The sequence below is a fragment of the Salmonella sp. NW722 genome, from assembly GCF_051702785.1.
Taxonomy (GTDB): Bacteria; Pseudomonadota; Gammaproteobacteria; order Enterobacterales; family Enterobacteriaceae; genus Salmonella; species Salmonella enterica.
The window spans coordinates 377142-397616 of sequence record NZ_JAMMIN010000002.1 but is presented as its reverse complement, the minus strand read 5'-3'; the positions used below and the strand labels follow the sequence as shown (position 1 = coordinate 397616).

Genomic DNA, 20475 nt, shown 5'->3' with positions numbered 1-20475 from the left:
TTAGTGAAAAAGACCGAGAAGAAAAAAATAATCATAAAGATAAATTTATAGCTATTTTTTAATTAACTATCAGGAAATGGTATTTAATCCTGCTAATTGTAAGTAACAATCACTGTCATTGCGGCTGAAAAAGCACCTGTTTTAATTACCGCACCGGGTATAGCTTCGACCTTTGCTTTATACTGTTTTATAATTCTGCCACCGGCACCGTTATCAAGATGGATAGATCCCATATCTGTTTTCACATTAAATTTAACTGGTGTGTTATTATCCACATCCATTACCGACAGTCTGAAGCCATTGTTTTCTTGTTTATTATTCTTAAGAATCACGGTGCTGTCAGCATCTGCCAGTGTCAGACCGTTGGTCCTGAACTCTATAGCCAGTGGGGCGACGAACGGGATCTGCGTTCCGACATTCTGTTGTGCTGTAACGGTGAAAGGTACTTCCCTGGGCACCAGGGTTTCCTTATATTCCGTATAAAAACGCCCCATATTGATGGTATTAGAAGGAGAGATAATAACCTTGCCTGAGTTGTCAGGAATAAACCTGAGATTAAACGCAGAAACAGTTAAAGGTCTGAATGGAACAGTCGGTGGTTCAACAGACAGTCCGGGTTGTGACGGGCTATAGGGATATATATTAATTTTACTTCCCGGAATGTTTATGTCCAAAAAATTATTATTGAAAACCTGTTCGACAAAAATATGTACTGTAATCGTTCCGCTCCGGTTATATGTTTTTTGCGCTTCCATACGTTGCCCGAATGCTTTTGAACTGGACCAGCCTGAAAACCCTGCCTGTATATCCCTCCACGTAAATGTCACGGGAGTCAAGCTCCCTTCCTGAACAACGATATCCATTCCAAGACCGCGATCTTTTAGCGCAGTGGCTACCTGTCTCATATCGGAAAGCGAAACTGCTGTAGAGTAAACAAGTGAATTAAAACTGCTCCATGTTGTAGTACAGGTATAACTTATGGGAACAGTAATCTTCTGCAGTTCCTGCCCTTGTAAATATTGTCCTCCCTTCAGACTGATATTCTGAATATTTACATTTCCATTGGCATCACATTTTGACCAGTCATAGTTTGCCCTCGCAGAATCACAGACAGCAAAGAAAAGAAACACACCTGACAGTATCAGTGATTTCATATTGAATAATCGTCCTGTCATGATGTCGCCCCTGCGTCCTTAAACGCGCAGTTCAGGGCATCGCAGGCGTAGCGGTTCATCTGCAGTCCACCATAATCATCAATATACCCCACCCACAGCGTCCGGGTTTCTGCTGGCAGAACAGCCTTTAAAGGCAGGCTCCCCAGGGGCGGCACCATCACGCCCTCGCGGAAACCGCTGAGCCTGTGGCTACGGTCTGCTCCCAGCCACGCCACAGTGATGTAGTACGGCGTCGGGTTTCTGAGGGTCAGATGTCCCGCATTTCGCTCAGCAGTCAGCTTTCTTTCCGGCTGGTCACTGCTGCTTCTGATAATGGCTTTCGGACGGTAAAACAGTTTCAGCTGGCTCTGCATGGCCAGCTGCAGGACGTTGTCGTCTTCCGACTTCGGGGGAACGCCCCGCACGTTAAACCAGAACAGTGTTTCCCTGTCCTGAGGGAGCTTATCTGTCAGCCCGCGAACCTGGGTGATGCGGACCTGGGATTTCTGTCCGGCATCAATACGCTGCAGCGGCGGCAGCGCCATCAGCGCATCGGTTCTCACCCCGTCAGCATCCGTCACCCAGGACTGCGCCAGGAACGGCGTGGTTTTGTCATCGTTATTCAGCGTGATGGCCACCGTTTTCTGCGGCGCATCCATGATAATACGGGTCCGGTCGACATTGACGGCCGCCGGGCTGCACTGGCTCCATGCTGCCGCCAGTGCGAGTAAAATCACACGGCTTCTTCTGCTGTTTTTCACCTGTTTTCTCCGTTAGTCCTGCTCTGTGACAGGGATATTTTTATCTGCAGGGCAGTAACAGCGGCCCCCGGCTGAGTGTCACCGTTTCCGGCAGGGTGAGTCTGCACTGCACCCGGCCATCCCAGGACACGTTCAGGGTCCGGCGGTCTTCCCCGCTGAGTCCGGTCAGGTAAGCCAGACCGTCATCTCCGACCATCCCCGCGGTTCTGCCGGTTTTCCCGGACACCACCAGGGCGCCAAACGGCGGACTTGCGCCATCAGCCAGCCGGATATGACCGAGCACCGGCTCCCCCTGGCTGGCGTCAATCTTCCGGTAGCCCACCGCGCCCTCCGTCAGCACCTGGCTAATGACGGAGCTGTTGACGTCCACGTCCTCCGGCAGGGCGGCCACATCAACCGAAATATCGCTGCGCCGATAGCTGCTGCCGGCGCTTACCACGCCCACCCCGAAGCGGTTGGTCACCCCGCTGTTGCCGTTCACCGGCACACCGGCCACGTCTCCGGTATCTATCATCATGCGAGGCTCATTCCCGGCCATCGACTGGCTGAAGGCGGCGCCGTGGGCGGTGGCGGTCACCGAGCCGTACCAGCTCAGGCCCAGGCTGCGGTACTGTCCGGGCTGCAGGGTGGCGTCCGCTGCCGCCTGACCCCACGGCAGACGGCTCTGCACGCTGCCGCTAAAGCTGCTGTTACTGCCGGTGTCATAGCGGTTATGACCGGCGCTGATGTTCCATGTGGTATCCGGGTTATGGAAATCGCTGTAATTCACGGTCTGCTGCAGGCCGCCCCGGTTATCCTTCTGCACGCTGTAGCTCACCTGGCGGCTGTCGCCCCACGGGATACTGATGGTGGCGTAGACCTGGTTCTGGCTCCCCCCGCCGGTGTACTGGTTACGGGCAAACGACACCGAGGCCGAGAGCCCCTGAAGGTCGCCGAGACTGAACACTTTGTTGAAGCTGAGCATGTAGTTATTGTTGGACTGCGCATTCCAGTAATTGAGCCGGCTTACCGAGAGGGCCGCGCTCATATTGAGTACCGGAACGGACTGGCTGTAAGTCACGGTGTAGCTTTGTTTTTCATGCCATGCATCGCCGCCGTCGGTGGCCCGACGCTGCAGGTACTCCGGCATGGACAGAAAATGGCGGTCCGAGAAGCGGTATCCGACGAACGCCAGGGTACTGCCGGTTTTATCAAACGTTTTGGCATAGTTGATACGGTAGCTGTAACCGGACTGCTTCTTCCCATGCGGCAACCGCGCATCTGAGCGGGTGACGTCCGCAGACAGAGCGCCCAGCAGCCCCATATTCTGGCCGATCCCGAGCGCCGCGGACTGGTAGTCGCCGGTGGAGGCAATGAGGCCGCCATACAGCGACGTGTTGTTAAATGCTCCCCAGGTGGCCTCCCCGAGCAGAAAGTCAGGGCTGACCATGCTGTTGTTATGCGTCCCGCCGTACAGCGGACGTCCGGCGGCCACCTTATAGCGAACCTGTCCCTGGCGTGCCATAAAGGGGACGCTGGCCGTGTTGACCTGCCAGGTCCGGACGCTACCGTCGCTTTCCCGGACGCTGACATCCAGGTTGCCGCTGATATTCTGGCTCAGGTCGGGAAGCTCAAAAGGCCCCGGCGACACCCGGGTCTGGTAAAGAATGCGGCCATTCTGGCTGACGGTAACCTGTGCATTACTGTTCGCAATGCCGCTGATTTTCGGGGCATACCCCTGAAGAGAGGGCGGTAGCATGCGCTCATCGCTGGCCAAAGTGAGCCCGGCAAAGCGGAAGGAGTCAAAAATAGCGGAGCTGAGGTACGTCTGTCCGAGCGTCAGTTTTGAGCGCAGTGCTGGCAGGGCACGGAACAGATACGTCTGCGGCAGATAAAAATCGGACTGTGATGCGCCCCGCCCACTGTCAAAACGGCTGTACTGATAATCGCTCCGCAACCGCCAGGCGCCGAGATTAAACCCGGCGGTGCCGTAGAGGCTGTAGCTGGTAGAGGTCTCCCCCTGCTGCGGCATATAGCGGTTGGCCATCAGGCTGTAATCGAGCAGGCCGGCGGTGACGCCGTCGCTCCAGCGTGAAGGGGGCACCCAGTCCGGGTCCTGATAACGCATCCAGGCCTGGGGGATAATGAAGGTCAGACGCTGATTTTCAGCGCTGTACCGTACCTGACTGTCAGCGGAGCGCAGCTCAAGGCATTGCCCGTTCGGGATACCGGTAACGGGTTTCAGGCCATGAATAATCTTATCCTTAAGACCCAGCATGGCCACCATGTCTGTTGTCACACAGATGACGGCCGCGTCGCGTCCGGCCACCGGTACAACTCTGACCGGATACTGTTCCCGTACCGGCTGGTCATTGAGCCAGATATCGAGAATATAGTTACCGGGCGCCACATACCCCTCGCGGCTGAAGGCCGTGAGGTCCACGTTAGACAGGTTCCCGCTGTCCAGCAGGCTGGCATTGAACTCCGTGGCCTGCGACTTCAGGACGGAAAATGTCAGGGTAATCAGAATGGCAAGCCGGGTAATTTTCATGGCATGGCGCTTTCGTGTTGTCGTCCGTGTAACAGACAGCCCGCAGGCACAGTCAGATATAAAAGCCGTCCGATCCCCTCCGTGGACGGCTTCTCCCTGTCGTTATTTACCGCGTGAAATCACAGGTATTTCAGGGTGTAGGTGACGGATGCGTTAACATCGCCAGGAGTTGCGGCATCTGTCAGGGCTATCAGGCGGGCAAAGAAGTTGAGTTCGTTATTCCCGGCCTGCAGTTGCTGGGCGTCGCCATCCGGCATCGGGGTATTGGGTGTAATCAGTGAGGTGTTGTCACTTTTCAGAAGCTGCACGCCAACATGCTGGGCACTGCCGGTGCTGACGTAAGCTTTACCTGAGGTATCAGCTGTGCCACTGAAAGAGACGGTTACTTTAGACATTTTCCCTGCGGAGCCGGCTATTGTAGTTTCATTCGGATCGAAGGCGCAGTTCTGCAGATGAATGGTGAACGGTTTTGAGTCCGTGGTTGCATTGGCGGTATTCAGTTTACGGTAAGAAATCTGTCCAAACGGAACGGTGATCGCATCGTCGCCCGGTGCGATATCACAGGGTGAGTTGGTGATGGTACCAGTGAAAAGAATTTTACCTGAGCCGAACGGGCCTGCTGTGGGTGTAGTATCGGCGGCAAATACAGAAGCGCCATACATCATACCGGCAGCCGCCATGGCAAGTATTATTTTATTACGCATAGATAATATGTCCTTTGGGTGAATGAGAATTATTTTGCAAAGGCTGAAAACAAATATGAGGGTATTAATGAAAGCGTTCAGAAAAGATTCGTATGAATAATAAACGCCGGGTGTTAAACGAAGCACCTGAACTTTCCATCGAAAAATATTGATTTCAGCTAATGCCTAATCAGTTGTAAGAAAATTCTTATTCAAATTAAAACAATAAAAATAGATCGATACGATCGATGATTATGATCGTAATTTAAGAATAATCATCAAAGAAATACTTTTTAATGTAATTATAAGCAGATGAATACCTAACAGACAGATATTCGCAGCGGACATGAAATATTTTGTAATATGTTATCGGGAATGTATGTTTTGCTTTTCCATCACACTGGATATTTACAAAACATAATACCAATCATATATAACAATGAAATTGCTGGCAGCATAAAAAACCAGACATAACGCAAGTGAAAGGCATTTAATTTCAAAACATTAACTTAATAAATCATTATGAACCATCATAAGCGGAAGGGATAAAAAATAATAAATGAAATGATATTCTTCTGTATTTGTGATGGACATCACAATAGATATAAATGCAGGTACCCTGACATTACTGAACTTCACGGATGAATTTTAAAAACAATGCCGACAGCAAAGAGCAAACTGGTAATAGCTGTCAGACATAATGCTGCCTGCTGTAATATATACAGCAGGCTGGGGGATATTAATGCGCGGCGTCGTGCTGCACGGGGGGCGTGGGTGATTCCTGAACTGACTGAGAGTCTACAACTATGCCATCCTGAGCTGATTTCAGTAACAGACCTGCCTGATAGTATTTTCCTTCGTTCATCAAGGAAAGCGCTGTGGTCACATCCTTACGGGTTTGCTGAAGAGGAATGAGTTCCTGATTTTCAATAACACTGACGCCTGCTAGTTTCAGGGCCTCTATAGTCCCTTTTTTATCTCCTTCTTTCATTTTCTGGTTTGCTTTATTAATAGCATCATTTTTCTGGCCCGCAGGGAGATAATCTTCTGCTACCGTAATCGATGAATTTATCCGAATATAGTGGTCTCCTTCAACTGGGGCTTTTTTATCTGATTTGACATACAGCTTCCAGTCAGTGCTGTCATCGTTCAGGAGTTTTTCTGCTTGCGCAGCCAGTTGTTCCGCCTTTTGGGTGCGACCATTAAACAACTCGAATCGCGACATTCCGATATCACGCATGGCCTGCCAGGCCTGTCCGGATATCTTGTCATTATTCAGAGTAACGTTATCAGTCATGTTTGTTGCGGCCATAAGATTTCCTGAAAACAGGATAACCATCAGCGCAACGCCTGGCATAATATGGCTTTTCATAATCCATCATCTCCACAAAGTAACATTTTTTATCGTATTATCCTATTCAGAACCGGTAACCCACGCCAAGATTAAAACCATTGCTATTAAGGCTTCCGCTGTTATGGGTAGCATCAAAATCCGCTCCCTCATAACCCAGAGTTATAGCGACATTACTGACCGGGGTATAAGCCACGCCAGCAGAATAACCATATCCGACCTTACTATCAGACTCATTTATCCCGTGATCACGCTGATGCAATAATACGGGGCCCACTTGACTATACAGACTTAACTGGTTATTTATTTTCCATGAGGGGCCTGCAAGCAGGGAGTAATAACGGGTTGTTACACGACCATTACTGCTTTCATCGGAATAGCGCTGGCTTCCATTTAGCCAGGCAAATGAGGTTGTCAGCCCCCAGTCCGGTGACATTTCATAGTTGTTTGCCAGCCGAACCCCACGCAACGTCCCGGCGTGATTAGTATGGGACTGGGCGTATCCAAGTGAAAATGTACTGGCATTATCGTCTGCCCATACCGGACTGGCTGCAGCAGACAGCAGAACAATACCGGCACTTCCGGCTAATAGCATTTTGTTCATCTTCTTCTCTCCGGTTATTTTTACCTGATGCCTTACTGGCATGTATTAAGTTAAAATCTTTCCGTGATAACAAACTATAAATAAATCTTTTAAATTATGAGCGCTGTTACGCCAGCAAATACCTTTATCTCCGGCTGTCGGGAGGCTATTCACAGAAATATATCCAGGCCAGAAACAGTATTTAATAATAAATAAACTGAAAAATAAAAACTGACAAAAATAGAAGTTCACTGATATATACCCAAAATAATTCGAGTTGCTTAAAGGCGGCAAGGGAGTGAGTCCCCAGGAGCATAGATAACGATGTGACTGGGGTGAGCGACAAATCTGCCGGGAGCAGATTTGAACGTCGCGTGCGACGGCCCGTCAGGGCGAGGCCCATGGATGGACTGAGTAATCCGTAGCCAACACATAAGCCACTTGAAGTATGAAGGGTATATAACGGGAAAGAAGGCATATCGGCCTGGTAAATCAACGTCTGTGACTTAGTTGCAGGAAACGGCTATGGTGAGGGGGGGGGCGGCAGTTATCGGGCAGTAACGGCATTGTTCAGTGAGTATCCAGGAAACAAAAAAAGAAGGGAGCGGTACTCCCTTCGTAAACATGTCAGAATACGACATTTTGGTACTCTTTTATTTATTATCTGGCCGTAAAAGTTATGCTGTTGGCAGATATCTCCAGTCAACATAAAAAAATACCACCAGCTAAAAATGTGATGCAAACCACCATTAAGCAGGTAACCAAATTGACTGTGCCACTACAATCCGGAAAAGAGTAAGAATCCGGGGATAACATCTGATGCACAAATTAGCACCAGTCTTCGATTCGGATACCCGGAATGCGTTCAAACTCGCGGAGATTGTTTGTGACGACGACCAGTCCGCGGCTACGGGCATGGCCAGCAATCATCTGGTCATAAGGCCCGACAGGTGTTCCCTTGCGGGCCAGTTCGGCACGGATTTGACCGGTATGTATCGCCAGCCTGAAGGGGCATGTTGGCTTTGACGATCAGGCAAAAAACAACGGCGAATAAAGTCGTATGATGATCTTCACATTTATCATCATCAGCGTTCATATTACTCAACCTGTAATCAACCTCTGGCGTTTTTCTGTATCCATCACAACCATTTCCGGTAAAGGTAAAAAAGGGATTTGAACCTTTCCGGAGATGATAATGAAGGTAAATGCATGGACAATTTTGCTTATGTCGGCGCATCTGACGGCCTGTGCCGTCCCTGGCACAGAAAAATATCAGACCAGCATGGACAGCGTTACGGCAGAAAAAGTAAGCCGGATTATCCAGTCGGATGTCATTCCTTATAAAGGCGAAAACCATGGAGAAGTTATCAGCCGCGTATCGTCTGATTTTCTCGGAACACCTTATCAGGCGGATACGCTCATCGGTGGGCCCGGCACCCCCGAAGTCCTTGTAGCGAATTTCAACGGAGTGGACTGCTTTACCCTGGCTGATTACGTTGAAGCCCTGGCCCGCAGCGATAATCAGAAATCGTTTCTGCATAATCTTGCCAGGACTCGCTACGCCGCGGGCAAAGTTGCTTATCTCAGCCGCCGGCACTTCTTCTCTGACTGGTTCGCCGCAACACCGCGTAATGCACGGGATGTAACGCCGGATATCAGCCCTGATTATGTCGTTGTTGACAAGCAGCTTAACCATAAACCTGATGGCGGCGAGTACATTCCTGGTCTGGGCATCCATCCTCGTAAAATAAATTACATTCCCGGAAGAGCCATCAACCAGCAGGTCATGAACCACCTAAAAAACGGGGATTATATCGGTGTCTACTCCCCGCTCGACGGGCTGGACGTTTCACATGTGGGTATCGTAGTTCGCCATGATGAACAGGTGTGGTTCAGGAACGCCTCCTCATTGGCCGCAAACAGAAAAGTGGTGGACACACCGTTTATGGAATACATGCATTCCAGACCGGGCATCGTTGTGCTGCGGGCTGAATGATAAAGTCATTACCGGAGTCGCCAGCTGATAATAGCCGTCCGACATAGATATTGAAACCCTGTGTACTGTGGGGCCGACAGGAAAAATTGCTGTAAATTCGTGGATTTAGTAAATACTAGAAGATATTTGTCTGGAGCGGGCGAAGGGAATCGAACCCTCGTATAGAGCTTGGGAAGCTCTCGTTCTACCATTGAACTACGCCCGCTTTGAGATGCGTAAGGCATTATAAACCTTACGCTCTGGTTGGCAAGAGACTTACTGGCTGACTGGCGATTAATTCGCCGTCAGCACTTCGGTTTACTCCCCTGCGGCGGCAGATAACGCAGCGGATCGATGGCCGTCGCCCGGTAGCGAATCTGGAAGTGTAGTCTTACGGATGCGGCATCCGTGCTGCCCATCGTAGCGATTTTTTGCCCCGCTTTAACGCTTTGTCCATTATTAACCAGCATGGTGTCATTATGAGCGTAAGCCGTAATGTAATCTTCATTGTGCTTAATCATGATGAGATTGCCGTAACCGCGCAGCTGGTTCCCGACATAGACAACTTTACCCGCTCCCGCCGCATAAACAGGCGTTCCGCGCGCGCCCGCAATATCGATCCCCTTATTTCCGCCCTCCGCGGTGGAATAAGGTAAAATCACTTTACCGTTAGCAGGCCATACCCAACAACGCTGCCCCACCGGCGGCCAGGAGGATTTTGGCACCGAAGATGACGGTCTGACCGCAGCAGTTTTTGTTGCTGTTTTATTGCTGGTTTTGCGTGTTGAACTGCTACTCTTTGCGCTGCCGCGCACTTTAATTCGCTGCCCCACCTCAATAGTATAAGGCGGAGAAATGCCATTCAGTCGGGCCAGTTCTTTCACGCTGGTTCCCGTGGCGCGCGATATACGATACAACGTATCGCCGCGCTTAACGGTATAGACGGAGCCGGAATACGTTCCTGAGCCGGAATTACTGGAACACCCCGCCAGCAGCAGCCCTGTGCATAACAGCACCGCAATACCCAGGCTATTTTTGTTCAGGCGTCCTGCGCTCAAAACCATTCCTCACTCTATTGACAGACGCCTTATGATAGCAGCCAAATGCCGTATGCCCAATCCATTGACGCCGGAAAGGGTCCGCGCGGATGATGATGCCGCGAATATCCGATATGCCAGCATAATATCGACTCACGGCACAATGGTGCTCGTCTGCGTTCTGTCAGGGCCTGTTTTGGTAATGCCTTTCTTTCTGTTATGCGCTACGCTGATCGTCTGAGTATATGGCCTGGCCATGCTGCCGGGTCATTTTAATTTTCAGGAGCTTTCATGACTGAGGAACATGTCGTTTTATTGGATGAGCAGGATAAGCCTTCCGGCACACTGGAAAAGTATGCGGCTCATACGCTTAATACGCCTTTGCATCTGGCTTTCTCCTGCTGGCTATTTAACGAAGATGGTCAGTTGCTGGTAACACGACGGTCGCTGAGCAAGAAAGCCTGGCCAGGCGTGTGGACGAATTCGGTTTGCGGTCATCCGCAACAAGGCGAAACCACCGAAGAGGCGATCATCCGCCGTTGTCGGTTCGAACTCGGCGTGGAAATTACCGATCTCACCCCCGTCTATCCGCACTTCAGCTATCGGGCGACAGATCCAAACGGTATTGTGGAAAATGAAGTCTGTCCGGTATTTGCCGCGCGGACAACCAGTATGTTACAGGTTAACAGCGAAGAGGTGATGGACTATCAGTGGAGCGAATTTAAAAGCGTATGGAAAAGCCTTCTCGCTACGCCGTGGGCATTTAGCCCGTGGATGGTCATGCAAGCGTCAGACGAACAAGCGCGTGAACGACTGCTCAATTACTGCCAGCGTTAAAAATTGCCTGATGGCGCTACGTCTGAACGAAGAGATGCCGGATGGCGGCTAATGCCCCATCCGGCAATTTACATCTTATTTCACCGGACGCATCGCCGGGAACAGAATAACGTCGCGAATCGTGTGGCTGTTAGTAAACAGCATCACCATACGGTCGATACCAATTCCCAGACCCGCTGTCGGCGGTAAACCGTGTTCCAGCGCCGTCACGTAGTCTTCGTCGTAGAACATGGCTTCGTCGTCGCCCGCCGCTTTTGCATTAACCTGATCCAGGAAACGCTGCGCCTGGTCTTCCGCATCGTTCAACTCGCTAAAGCCATTACCGATTTCACGACCGCCGATAAAGAACTCGAAGCGGTCAGTGATTTCCGGGTTCACATCATTACGACGCGCCAGCGGAGACACTTCAGCCGGATATTCGGTGATGAAGGTCGGCTGAATCAGATGCGCTTCAGCGACTTCGTCAAAGATCTCGGTGACGATACGGCCCAGACCCCAGCTTTTCTCGACGTGAATGCCGATGCTTTCAGCAATCGCCTTCGCGGAATCGAAGTTGTCCAGATCAGCCATATCCGTTTCCGGGCGATATTTCTTGATCGCTTCACGCATGGTCAGTTTTTCGAACGGCTTACCGAAGTCAAACACTTCATCACCGTACGGAACCTGGGTGGTTCCCAGAACATCCTGCGCCAGCGTACGGAACAGAGACTCAGTCAGCTCGATCAGGTCTTTGTAGTCCGCATACGCCATATAGAGTTCCATCATGGTGAACTCAGGATTATGGCGCACGGAGATGCCTTCGTTACGGAAGTTACGGTTAATTTCGAATACGCGTTCGAAGCCGCCAACCACCAGACGCTTGAGGTACAGTTCCGGCGCGATACGCAGGTACATGTCCAGATCCAGCGCGTTGTGATGGGTGATAAACGGACGGGCAGACGCGCCGCCTGGGATCACCTGCATCATCGGGGTTTCGACTTCCATAAAGCCGCGAGCAACCATAAACTGGCGAATACCGGCCAGGATCTTCGAACGGGTTTTGAAGGTGTTACGGGATTCATCGTTAGAGATGAGATCCAGATAACGCTGGCGATAGCGCGCTTCCTGGTCCTGCAGGCCGTGGAATTTATCCGGCAACGGACGCAGCGCTTTCGTCAGCAGGCGCAGTTCGGTGCAGTGGATAGACAGCTCGCCGGTTTTGGTTTTGAACAGCTTACCTTTCGCGCCGAGGATATCGCCAAGATCCCACTTCTTGAACTGCTCGTTGTAAACGCCTTCCGGCAGATCATCGCGCGCCACATACAGCTGAATGCGGCCGCCTACGTCTTGCAGGGTAACAAAAGAGGCTTTACCCATAATACGGCGAGTCATCATACGGCCCGCGACGGACACTTCAATATTCAGCGCTTCCAGTTCTTCAGCTTCTTTCGCGTCAAACTCTGCGTGCAGTTGGTCTGAGGTACGGTCACGACGGAAATCGTTCGGGAACGGGATACCCTGCTCACGCAGTGCAGCCAGCTTCTCGCGACGTGCCTTCATTTCATTGTTGAGATCGACTACCTCGTCAGCGCCCTGTGCGTTTTGTTCAGACATGTTGATTCCTCATAGCCCTGCTTTCAAACTTGCTTCGATAAATTGATCCAGACTACCGTCCAGTACCGCCTGTGTATTGCGGGTTTCCACCCCAGTACGCAGGTCTTTAATGCGGGAATCGTCCAGGACATAGGAACGAATCTGGCTTCCCCAGCCGATATCAGACTTAGTGTCTTCCATCGCCTGTTTTTCAGCGTTCTTTTTCTGCATCTCCAGTTCATAAAGCTTCGCTTTCATCTGCTTCATGGCCTGGTCTTTGTTTTTGTGCTGCGAACGGTCGTTCTGGCACTGCGTCACGATCCCGGTGGGAATATGGGTGATACGCACTGCGGATTCCGTACGGTTAACGTGCTGACCGCCTGCGCCAGACGCGCGATAGACGTCGATACGCAGATCCGCCGGGTTAATGTCGATATCGATATCGTCGTCCACTTCCGGATACACAAACGCGGAGCTAAACGAGGTATGACGGCGACCGCCGGAGTCGAACGGACTTTTACGCACCAGACGATGTACGCCGGTTTCAGTCCGCAGCCAGCCATAGGCATATTCGCCGGAGATTTTGATAGTCGCGGACTTAATGCCGGCGACTTCCCCTTCCGACTCTTCAATGACTTCCGTCTTGAAGCCGCGCGCTTCCGCCCAACGCAGATACATACGCAGCAACATGCTGGCCCAGTCCTGCGCTTCAGTACCACCAGAACCGGCCTGAATATCGAGATAGCAATCGGCGCTATCGTACTCGCCGGAGAACATCCGACGGAATTCCAACTGCGCCAGTTTCTCTTCCAGCGTATTCAGTTCCGCGACGGCTTCGTTAAACGTCTCTTCGTCGTCAGCTTCTACCGCCAGTTCCAGCAGCCCGGAAACGTCGTCCAGCCCCTGAGTCATTTGATCAAGCGTATCGACGATCGCTTCGAGCGATGAACGCTCTTTTCCCAGCGCCTGCGCGCGCTCAGGTTCGTTCCAGACATCCGGCTGTTCCAGCTCGGCGTTTACTTCTTCCAGACGCTCTTTCTTAGCATCGTAGTCAAAGATACCCCCTAAGAACGTTGGTGCGTTCCGTGAGGTCCTGAATGCGGTTATTCACCGGATTAATTTCAAACATGGTCTGATTTCTTTTATTTGACTTGTCAAAATGCGGTTATAAGGGCGAAATATTAGCGGATTTCGCCCCTTAATTACAGCGAAAGTGTTGTTAAATCGCCCCGATCATAGCGGCCAAATATCATCGATAATAATCTGTAAACTACGGTTGCCGCGAAACTCGTTAATGTCCAGTTTATAAGCCAGTTCTACCTCCCGCACGCCGTTATCCGGCCAACAGGTCGTATCAATATTAAATGCGATGCCATCCAACAGCGGGCCGCCGCCGACAGGCTCCACCATCACCTTGAGGTGACGCTCGCCCACCAGACGCTGCTGTAGCAGACGGAAACGACCATCGAATAACGGTTCCGGGAACATTTGCCCCCACGGTCCGGCATCCCGCAACAGTTGCGCCACTTCCATAGACATCTCCGCCGCGCTTAATGGACCATCGGAGATCACCTCGCCTTGCAACAGGGCAGGATCGAGCCATTCCGTCACCAGCTCGCCAAAACGTTGCTGAAACTGCTCGAATTTATGCTCTTCCAGCGACAATCCCGCCGCCATCGCATGACCGCCGAACTTGATCATCAGATCAGGGTAAAGGGTATCCAGCCTTTCCAGCGCATCGCGCATATGCAGCCCCTGAATCGAACGGCCTGAGCCTTTTAGCGTGCCGTCGCCCGCAGGCGCAAAGGCGATCACCGGGCGGTGAAAACGCTCTTTAATGCGCGACGCCAGAATTCCGACCACGCCCTGATGCCATTCAGGATGATACATCGCCAGACCGCCCGGAAGCGTTTCACTACTGCGCTCAAGCTTTTCGCACAGGATAAGCGCTTCCGCCTGCATCCCCTGCTCTATTTCTTTGCGCGTCTGGTTAAGCGCATCCAGCTCGCTGGCCAGAACACGCGCTTCGCCGAGGTTGTCGCACAACAGTAACGCCACGCCAACGGACATATCATCCAGCCTGCCGGCGGCATTCAGGCGAGGCCCCAACGCGAAGCCTAAATCACTGGCGGCAAGCTGCTGCGGATCGCGATTCGATATCTCCAGCAACGCTTTAATTCCCGGACGGCATTTCCCGGCACGAATACGACTTAGCCCTTGCCAGGTCAGAATACGGTTGTTGGCGTCCAGCGGCACAACGTCTGCTACCGTTCCCAACGCCACTAAATCCAGCAGCTCCGCCAAATTCGGCGGCGCAATGTTGCGCTCGTCGAACCATCCTTTGTCGCGCAAAAATGTTCGCAACGCCAGCATCAGGTAAAACGCCACGCCGACGCCTGCCAGCGACTTAGACGGGAATTCGCAGTCGCGCAGATTAGGATTAATAATCGCTTCGGCCTCCGGCAATGTATCGCCAGGCAGGTGGTGATCGGTCACGATCACCGGAATCCCCAACGTCTTTGCATGCGCTACGCCAGCGTGGGATGAAATGCCGTTGTCTACGGTGACGATAAGCTGCGCGCCGCGCGCCTTCGCCTGATCGACCACTTCCGGGCTTAAACCGTAGCCGTCCTCAAAGCGATTAGGCACCAGATAACTGATGTTGTCACATCCCAACGCACGCATTCCCAATACGCTTAGCGCAGTACTGGTCGCGCCGTCGGCGTCAAAATCGCCAACAACAATAATGCGGGTACCTTCGCGAAAGGCGTTGTAGAGGATCTCCACCGCGTTATCTATGCCGCTAAGCTGTTGCCAGGGCAGCATTCCTTTCACGCTGCGCTCTAGTTCGCGGGCGCTACGAACGCCCCGGCTGGCATATAAACGTCGTAGTAATGGAGGAAGAGCGGCGGGGAGTTCCGCCGTCTCATCAGCCTCGCGCCGACGAAGTTGTCTCTGTTGTTTCACGCGTATTATTTACCACTGGTCTGTTTTTGATGCTCATCAAGAAACGCTTTCATCTCTTTCGGTCCCTGATAGCCAGGCACCACATAGCCGTTACTCAATACAATGGCTGGCGTACCGCTAACGCCCAACTGCACGCCCAACGCATAATGATCAGCAATGTTCACGTCACAGCTTGCCGGTTTCACGCCCTTACCTGCCATGGCGTCATCAAACGCTTTGTTTTTGTCTTTGGCGCACCAGATAGATTTCATATCCTGCTCCGCCTGGCTTTCCAGCCCCTGGCGCGGAAAAGCCAGATAACGTACCGTGATCCCCAGCGCGTTATAATCTTTCATCTCTTCATGTAGCTTATGACAATAGCCGCAGGTGATATCGGTAAAAACAGTAATGACATGTTTCTCATCCGGCGCTTTATAGACGATCATCTCTTTTTCCAGCGCATTTAGCTGGCTCATCAGCAGTTTGTTCGTCACGTTTACCGGATGCGCGCCGCTCACGTCATACATCGGCCCTTGAATAATATGTTTGCCGTCATCAGTGACGTACAGTACGCCGCTGTGAGTGAGGACGGTTTTCATCCCTGCCACTGGCGAGGCCTGAATTTCCGTACTCTGAACGCCCAACTTAGCCAGCGACTGACGGATAGCCGCATCATCAGCATGGGCTACACCTGAAAACGCCGCCGCCAGTAAAGTGAACATCATAAAACGCTTTTTCATAAACTATCCTTTCCTGTCAGCACTCATGCCCGCGGATGGTGCTGTTGATGAAGTTGACGCAAACGCTCCGTTGCGACATGCGTATAAATTTGTGTCGTCGAAAGATCGCTATGCCCAAGTAGCATTTGTACAACGCGCAAGTCGGCGCCGTGATTCAGCAAATGCGTGGCGAAAGCGTGACGTAAAACATGCGGCGATAGTTTTTCGCTATCGATTCCAGCTAGTACCGCATAATGTTTAATACGGTGCCAGAAGGTCTGCCGCGTCATCTGCTGCGCACGCTGGCTGGGGAACAATACGTCAATCGATACGCCATTGAGTAACCAGGGACGCCCATGCTCCAGATACGTTTCCAGCCAATATACCGCCTCTTCGCCTAACGGCACCAACCGCTCTTTATTGCCTTTACCGATAACCCGCACCACGCCCTGCCGCAGACTGATATCGCTCATTGTCAGCCCCACCAGTTCCGACACGCGCAAACCGGTGGCATACAGCACTTCCAACATAGCTTTATCGCGCAACTCCAAAGGTTGATCAATAAGCGGCGCCTGCAAGAGCCGTTCAACCTGCGCCTCGCTAAGGTCTTTCGGTAAACGCTGCGGAAGCTTAGGCGAGGCCAACTGCGCGCTCGGATCATCCTCACGATACTTTTCACGGTACAGATGCTGGAAAAAGCGCCGCATAGCACTTAACAGGCGTGCGGAGCTGGTCGCTTTGTATCCGCCCTCCACCCGTTCAGCCAGCAGCGTTTGTAAATCATCAGCCTGCGCCGTCGCAAGCGTTTTTCCGCGATGATGCAACCACGCAACGACCATCGATAAATCGCGACGATACGCGCTTAATGTATTTTCCGCCAGATTTCGTTCCAGCCACAGGGCATCCAGAAACTGCTCAATACGCGCTAAATCCTGTTCCATTCGCGCTCCCCACTTCACGCTGACTTTGGGTGCATTATGCCTCATTGTGCCGTGAATGCAGCGATTCTGTTACACTACCCGCAACGCTATAGCAGAATCGAGATGTAACGTAATGAACATGGGTCTTTTTTACGGTTCCAGCACGTGCTACACCGAGATGGCCGCAGAGAAAATTCGCGATATTCTCGGCCCGGAGCTGGTGACATTACATAACCTTAAGGATGACGCCCCCGCCTTAATGGAGCAGTACGACGTGCTCATTTTAGGCATCCCCACCTGGGATTTTGGCGAAATTCAGGAGGACTGGGAAGCCGTCTGGGAGCAACTGGACGATCTCAATCTGGAAGGCAAAATCGTTGCGCTTTACGGTATGGGCGACCAGCTCGGCTACGGTGAGTGGTTCCTGGATGCGCTGGGTATGTTGCATGACAAACTTGCCCTCAAAGGCGTTAAATTTGTCGGCTACTGGCCCACAGAAGGCTACGAATTTACCAGCAATAAACCGGTCATTGCGGATGGGCAACTGTTTGTCGGCCTGGCGCTGGATGAAACGAACCAGTACGATCTCAGCGATGAGCGTATACAGACCTGGTGTGAACAAATTCTCGGCGAAATGGCCGAACACTACGCCTGAAGCCTTACTCGCTGTATTTCCCTCTCGACGGAACCGCGTTTACGCCGTTCCGTCAGTGTTGGCCTGATATCGGCTGCTGTAACAGTATCCGACGCAACTCACGCCATTCCGCTTCTTCCATGCTATCCGCCGCCAGCCATAAATGCTGATGACGTCCAGACTCTGCGCGTAAACGCAACACCATCCCGCTCTTCAGTAACCAGGGCGGACGCAAGAGCGTCCAGTCCTGCCCCTGCCAGCGTAAGCGCCCGTCCATGAGTAGCTTGATCTCTCCCTGGCAGGTATTAATCCTGCGCTGGCTACGTACACAGTCAAACACGACCAGTGACAGTAGTATCATCCATAACGGGGTATAACTCAGCGGCCAGGGCATCAATAAAATCACCGCGGCAACCAGCCCATGAATGAGCAATGAGATCCACTGAGCGCGCCATGAGACGCGTAAATCAGATTGCCACAGGACCACGTTCCCGATTCCGTGTCTGAATGAGTCGGACCATCTGTTCCAGTTCAGCGTCAGCCGGTTTACCGTGATTCATTAACCAGTTAAATAAATCCGGGTCATCACTCTGCAACAAACGGACAAAAATACGCTTTTCTTCATCACTTAAACTATCGTACTCATGTTCAAAAAACGGCATGATGGAAATATCAAGTTCGCGCATACCGCGACGACATGCCCAGTGAATACGTGCTTTATTGTGAATATCCATGTTCTTCCTGCCTCGCGAAAATGAAGTACCGGGCTATTGTAACGTGTTTTTGGCGTTGTTTTACGGGAATCTCAGTAATCTGGAACGCGATCGCGAAATAAAAGGCTGGGAATCAATATGTTCATCCATTTTGGATACCGCCTCGCAAAACGATCAATCCGCTCTCAATGGGCTATTTAAAGCACTTGCAATGACCGATGGCTCTTTTACCATTAACCATTATTGTTGCAGCTAACCAGGACATTATTTATGGCTTTTATCTCCTTTCCACCGCGTCATCCTTCATCGTCAGCCCGCCTGCCGCTGACGCTGATCGCGCTTGACGACTGGGCGCTGTCGACCATTACCGGCGTAGACAGTGAAAAGTATATTCAGGGCCAGGTCACCGCTGACGTAAGCCAGATGACTGAACAGCAACACCTTCTCGCCGCCCACTGCGATGCTAAAGGTAAGATGTGGAGCACTCTGCGCCTGTTCCGTGAGCGCGACGGTTTCGCCTGGATTGAACGCCGTAGCGTGCGTGAAGCGCAATTAACGGAGCTGAAAAAGTACGCCGTATTTTCCAAAGTGGTCATCGCGCCGGATGACGAACGCGTATTGCTTGGCGTGGCAGGTTTTCAGGCCCGCGCGGCGCTGGCTAATGTCTTTAGCGTACTGCCCAATAGCGAAAATCAGGTGGTCAGAGACGGCGCCTCTACGCTGCTATGGTTTGAACATCCTGCGGAACGATTCCTGCTTGTCACCGATGTCGCGACGGCCAACATGTTAACGGAGAAGTTGCATGGCGAAGCCGAACTGAATAACAGTCAACAGTGGCTGGCATTGGATATTGAAGCAGGCATTCCGGTGATTGACGCGGCGAACAGCGGTCAGTTTATCCCCCAGGCGACTAACCTACAGGCGCTGGGCGGCATCAGCTTCAAGAAAGGCTGCTACACCGGACAGGAGATGGTCGCACGGGCAAAATTCCGCGGCGCCAATAAACGCGCGCTTTGGTTGCTGGCGGGCAAAGCCAGCCGGGTACCGGAAGCAGGAGAAGATCTGGAGCTACAGATGGGCGAGAACTGGCGTCGTACCGGCGCTATTCTGGCGGCGACACAGTTGGACGATGGTCAGTTACTGGTTCAGGCCGTCATGAATAACGATTTAGAAGCCGAAAGCGTCTTCCGTGTTCGCGACGATGCCAACACCCTGCATATCGTCCCGCTGCCTTACTCGCTGGAAGAGTGATATCACGTTAAAAGCCGGATAGCCTGATAGCGCAACGCCATCAGGCTCGCACGTGCTGCTCTCGTAGGCCGGATAAGGTACGACAGCGCCGCCATCCGGCACGGGCATCCGGGAATTACGCCTGTCCCACATACAAATAGATGGCCAGGAAGTGGCACACGCTGCCGCCCAGCACAAAGCCATGCCAGATGGCGTGGTTATAAGGTATGCGTTTGCAAACATAGAAAATTACGCCCAGCGAGTAAACGACGCCGCCTACCGCCAGCAGCGTCACGCCGCCTATCGCCAGCTTAATCGCCAACTGATAAACCACTATCAGCGACAGCCAGCCCATTGCCAGATACGTAACCAGTGAAAGCACTTTAAATCGGTGCGCAATCGTCAACTTGAAGAGGATACCGAATAGCGCCAGGCTCCAGATCACAATCATTAGTCCGCGCGCCAGCGGCGAATCCAGACCTACCAGCAGAAATGGCGTATAGGTTCCGGCAATGAGCAGATAGATAGCGCAGTGATCAAATTTCTTTAACCAGATTTTTGCCCGCTGATGAGGAATGGCATGATAAAGCGTTGAGGCAAGAAAAAGCAGGATCATGCTCCCGCCATATAAACTGTAGCTGGCGATAGCTGTCATACCCGCATTCGCCTCTACCGCCTGAACCAACAACAGCACCAGGCCGACAATACCAAATACCAATCCAATGCCGTGGCTAATACTGTTGGCGATTTCCTCAGCCAGCGAATATCCCTGCGTCATTAATGGTTTTTGCACCATAACTTACTCCGGAGAAACGTTCATAACGATGAAC

The 20475-nt window shown here is 51.9% G+C and carries 19 protein-coding genes, 1 tRNA gene and 1 pseudogene; 4 read left to right on the top strand and 17 right to left on the bottom strand.

The genetic code is table 11. The annotated features are described in order from the left end of the window. Nucleotides 1–92: 92 nt before the first annotated feature. The 7 genes and pseudogenes from NA330_RS06270 to vapC all read right to left on the bottom strand — a co-directional run. Nucleotides 93–1175, bottom strand: a complete 1083-nt coding sequence (locus NA330_RS06270; RefSeq protein ID WP_000147767.1) for a fimbrial protein — start codon at nt 1173–1175, stop codon at nt 93–95. Further along, entirely contained in the window at nt 1172–1915 is a 744-nt protein-coding gene (gene stdC / locus NA330_RS06265; protein ID WP_017441096.1) for a fimbrial biogenesis chaperone StdC, read from the bottom strand. The genes NA330_RS06270 and stdC overlap by 4 nt, the downstream gene beginning before the upstream one ends. Before the next feature lie 40 nt (nt 1916–1955). After that, nucleotides 1956–4445, bottom strand: coding sequence for a fimbrial outer membrane usher protein StdB (gene stdB, locus NA330_RS06260; protein WP_017441095.1), 2490 nt, complete (start codon nt 4443–4445; stop codon nt 1956–1958). Nucleotides 4446–4564: 119 nt separating this feature from the next. Beyond that, the gene (locus tag NA330_RS06255; protein ID WP_017441094.1) at nt 4565–5149 is read right to left on the bottom strand and encodes a fimbrial protein; all 585 of its coding nucleotides are present in this window, start codon (nt 5147–5149) and stop codon (nt 4565–4567) included. A 718-nt stretch (nt 5150–5867) separates the two neighbouring features. After that, entirely contained in the window at nt 5868–6500 is a 633-nt protein-coding gene (locus NA330_RS06250) for a YfdX family protein (protein WP_017441093.1), read from the bottom strand. 46 nt (nt 6501–6546) lie between these two features. Continuing rightward, a complete protein-coding gene (locus NA330_RS06245; protein WP_001038500.1) occupies nt 6547–7083 on the bottom strand; it encodes an STM3031 family outer membrane protein in 537 nt (178 codons plus the stop codon). A gap of 807 nt (nt 7084–7890) precedes the next feature. Further along, nucleotides 7891–8061, bottom strand: a pseudogene (gene vapC, locus NA330_RS06240) (tRNA(fMet)-specific endonuclease VapC); the annotation flags it as partial. Nucleotides 8062–8251: 190 nt separating this feature from the next. Between vapC and NA330_RS06235 the strand changes: the two are divergent. Beyond that, nucleotides 8252–9058, top strand: a complete 807-nt coding sequence (locus NA330_RS06235; RefSeq protein WP_085438194.1) for a DUF1460 domain-containing protein — start codon at nt 8252–8254, stop codon at nt 9056–9058. 131 nt (nt 9059–9189) lie between these two features. On the opposite strand, the gene NA330_RS06230 is transcribed toward NA330_RS06235, so the two are convergent. Further along, nucleotides 9190–9263: transfer RNA gene (locus NA330_RS06230), tRNA-Gly, on the bottom strand. A 79-nt stretch (nt 9264–9342) separates the two neighbouring features. Continuing rightward, complete coding sequence (actS, locus tag NA330_RS06225) at nt 9343–10101, bottom strand: amidase activator ActS (RefSeq protein ID WP_000244328.1); 759 nt, start codon at nt 10099–10101, stop codon at nt 9343–9345. A gap of 264 nt (nt 10102–10365) precedes the next feature. Between actS and idi the strand changes: the two genes are divergently transcribed. Further along, nucleotides 10366–10911 (top strand): isopentenyl-diphosphate Delta-isomerase, encoded by a 546-nt coding sequence (idi, locus tag NA330_RS06220; RefSeq protein WP_000133999.1) that lies wholly within the window; start codon nt 10366–10368, stop codon nt 10909–10911. A 75-nt stretch (nt 10912–10986) separates the two neighbouring features. Here idi and lysS read toward each other — a convergent pair whose 3' ends face one another. The 5 genes from lysS to xerD all read right to left on the bottom strand — a co-directional run bounded on the left by lysS (nt 10987) and on the right by xerD (nt 17089). Next, on the bottom strand, nt 10987–12504 hold the full coding sequence (lysS, locus tag NA330_RS06215; protein WP_000003339.1) for a lysine--tRNA ligase: 1518 nt from the start codon (nt 12502–12504) through the stop codon (nt 10987–10989). 9 nt (nt 12505–12513) lie between these two features. After that, nucleotides 12514–13612 (bottom strand): peptide chain release factor 2 gene (gene prfB / locus NA330_RS06210; protein WP_010989230.1). Its coding sequence is split into 2 segments (ribosomal slippage): nt 12514–13536 and nt 13538–13612, totalling 1098 coding nucleotides; the frame shifts between segments, so codons are not numbered across the junction. A gap of 104 nt (nt 13613–13716) precedes the next feature. After that, complete coding sequence (recJ, locus tag NA330_RS06205; protein ID WP_023207156.1) at nt 13717–15450, bottom strand: single-stranded-DNA-specific exonuclease RecJ; 1734 nt, start codon at nt 15448–15450, stop codon at nt 13717–13719. Nucleotides 15451–15455: 5 nt separating this feature from the next. Beyond that, nucleotides 15456–16169 carry a bifunctional protein-disulfide isomerase/oxidoreductase DsbC gene (dsbC, locus tag NA330_RS06200; protein ID WP_000745614.1) on the bottom strand — a complete coding sequence of 238 codons (714 nt, stop codon included), beginning with the start codon at nt 16167–16169 and terminating at the stop codon, nt 15456–15458. A gap of 23 nt (nt 16170–16192) precedes the next feature. Beyond that, the gene (gene xerD / locus NA330_RS06195) at nt 16193–17089 is read right to left on the bottom strand and encodes a site-specific tyrosine recombinase XerD (protein ID WP_000434302.1); all 897 of its coding nucleotides are present in this window, start codon (nt 17087–17089) and stop codon (nt 16193–16195) included. A 112-nt stretch (nt 17090–17201) separates the two neighbouring features. Here xerD and fldB point away from each other — a divergent pair, with 112 nt between their 5' ends. After that, on the top strand, nt 17202–17723 hold the full coding sequence (gene fldB, locus NA330_RS06190) for a flavodoxin FldB (protein WP_001055885.1): 522 nt from the start codon (nt 17202–17204) through the stop codon (nt 17721–17723). A 52-nt stretch (nt 17724–17775) separates the two neighbouring features. Here fldB and NA330_RS06185 read toward each other — a convergent pair whose 3' ends face one another. Further along, nucleotides 17776–18189 carry a protein YgfX gene (locus NA330_RS06185; protein ID WP_000244756.1) on the bottom strand — a complete coding sequence of 138 codons (414 nt, stop codon included), beginning with the start codon at nt 18187–18189 and terminating at the stop codon, nt 17776–17778. After that, complete coding sequence (sdhE, locus tag NA330_RS06180; RefSeq protein WP_000351186.1) at nt 18170–18436, bottom strand: FAD assembly factor SdhE; 267 nt, start codon at nt 18434–18436, stop codon at nt 18170–18172. The genes NA330_RS06185 and sdhE overlap by 20 nt, the downstream gene beginning before the upstream one ends. 249 nt (nt 18437–18685) lie before the next feature. Here sdhE and ygfZ point away from each other — a divergent pair, with 249 nt between their 5' ends. Beyond that, nucleotides 18686–19666 carry a tRNA-modifying protein YgfZ gene (gene ygfZ, locus NA330_RS06175; RefSeq protein WP_000874178.1) on the top strand — a complete coding sequence of 327 codons (981 nt, stop codon included), beginning with the start codon at nt 18686–18688 and terminating at the stop codon, nt 19664–19666. A gap of 115 nt (nt 19667–19781) precedes the next feature. On the opposite strand, the gene trhA is transcribed toward ygfZ, so the two are convergent. Next, on the bottom strand, nt 19782–20441 hold the full coding sequence (gene trhA, locus NA330_RS06170) for a PAQR family membrane homeostasis protein TrhA (protein ID WP_000250289.1): 660 nt from the start codon (nt 20439–20441) through the stop codon (nt 19782–19784). Nucleotides 20442–20475 lie beyond the last annotated feature (34 nt).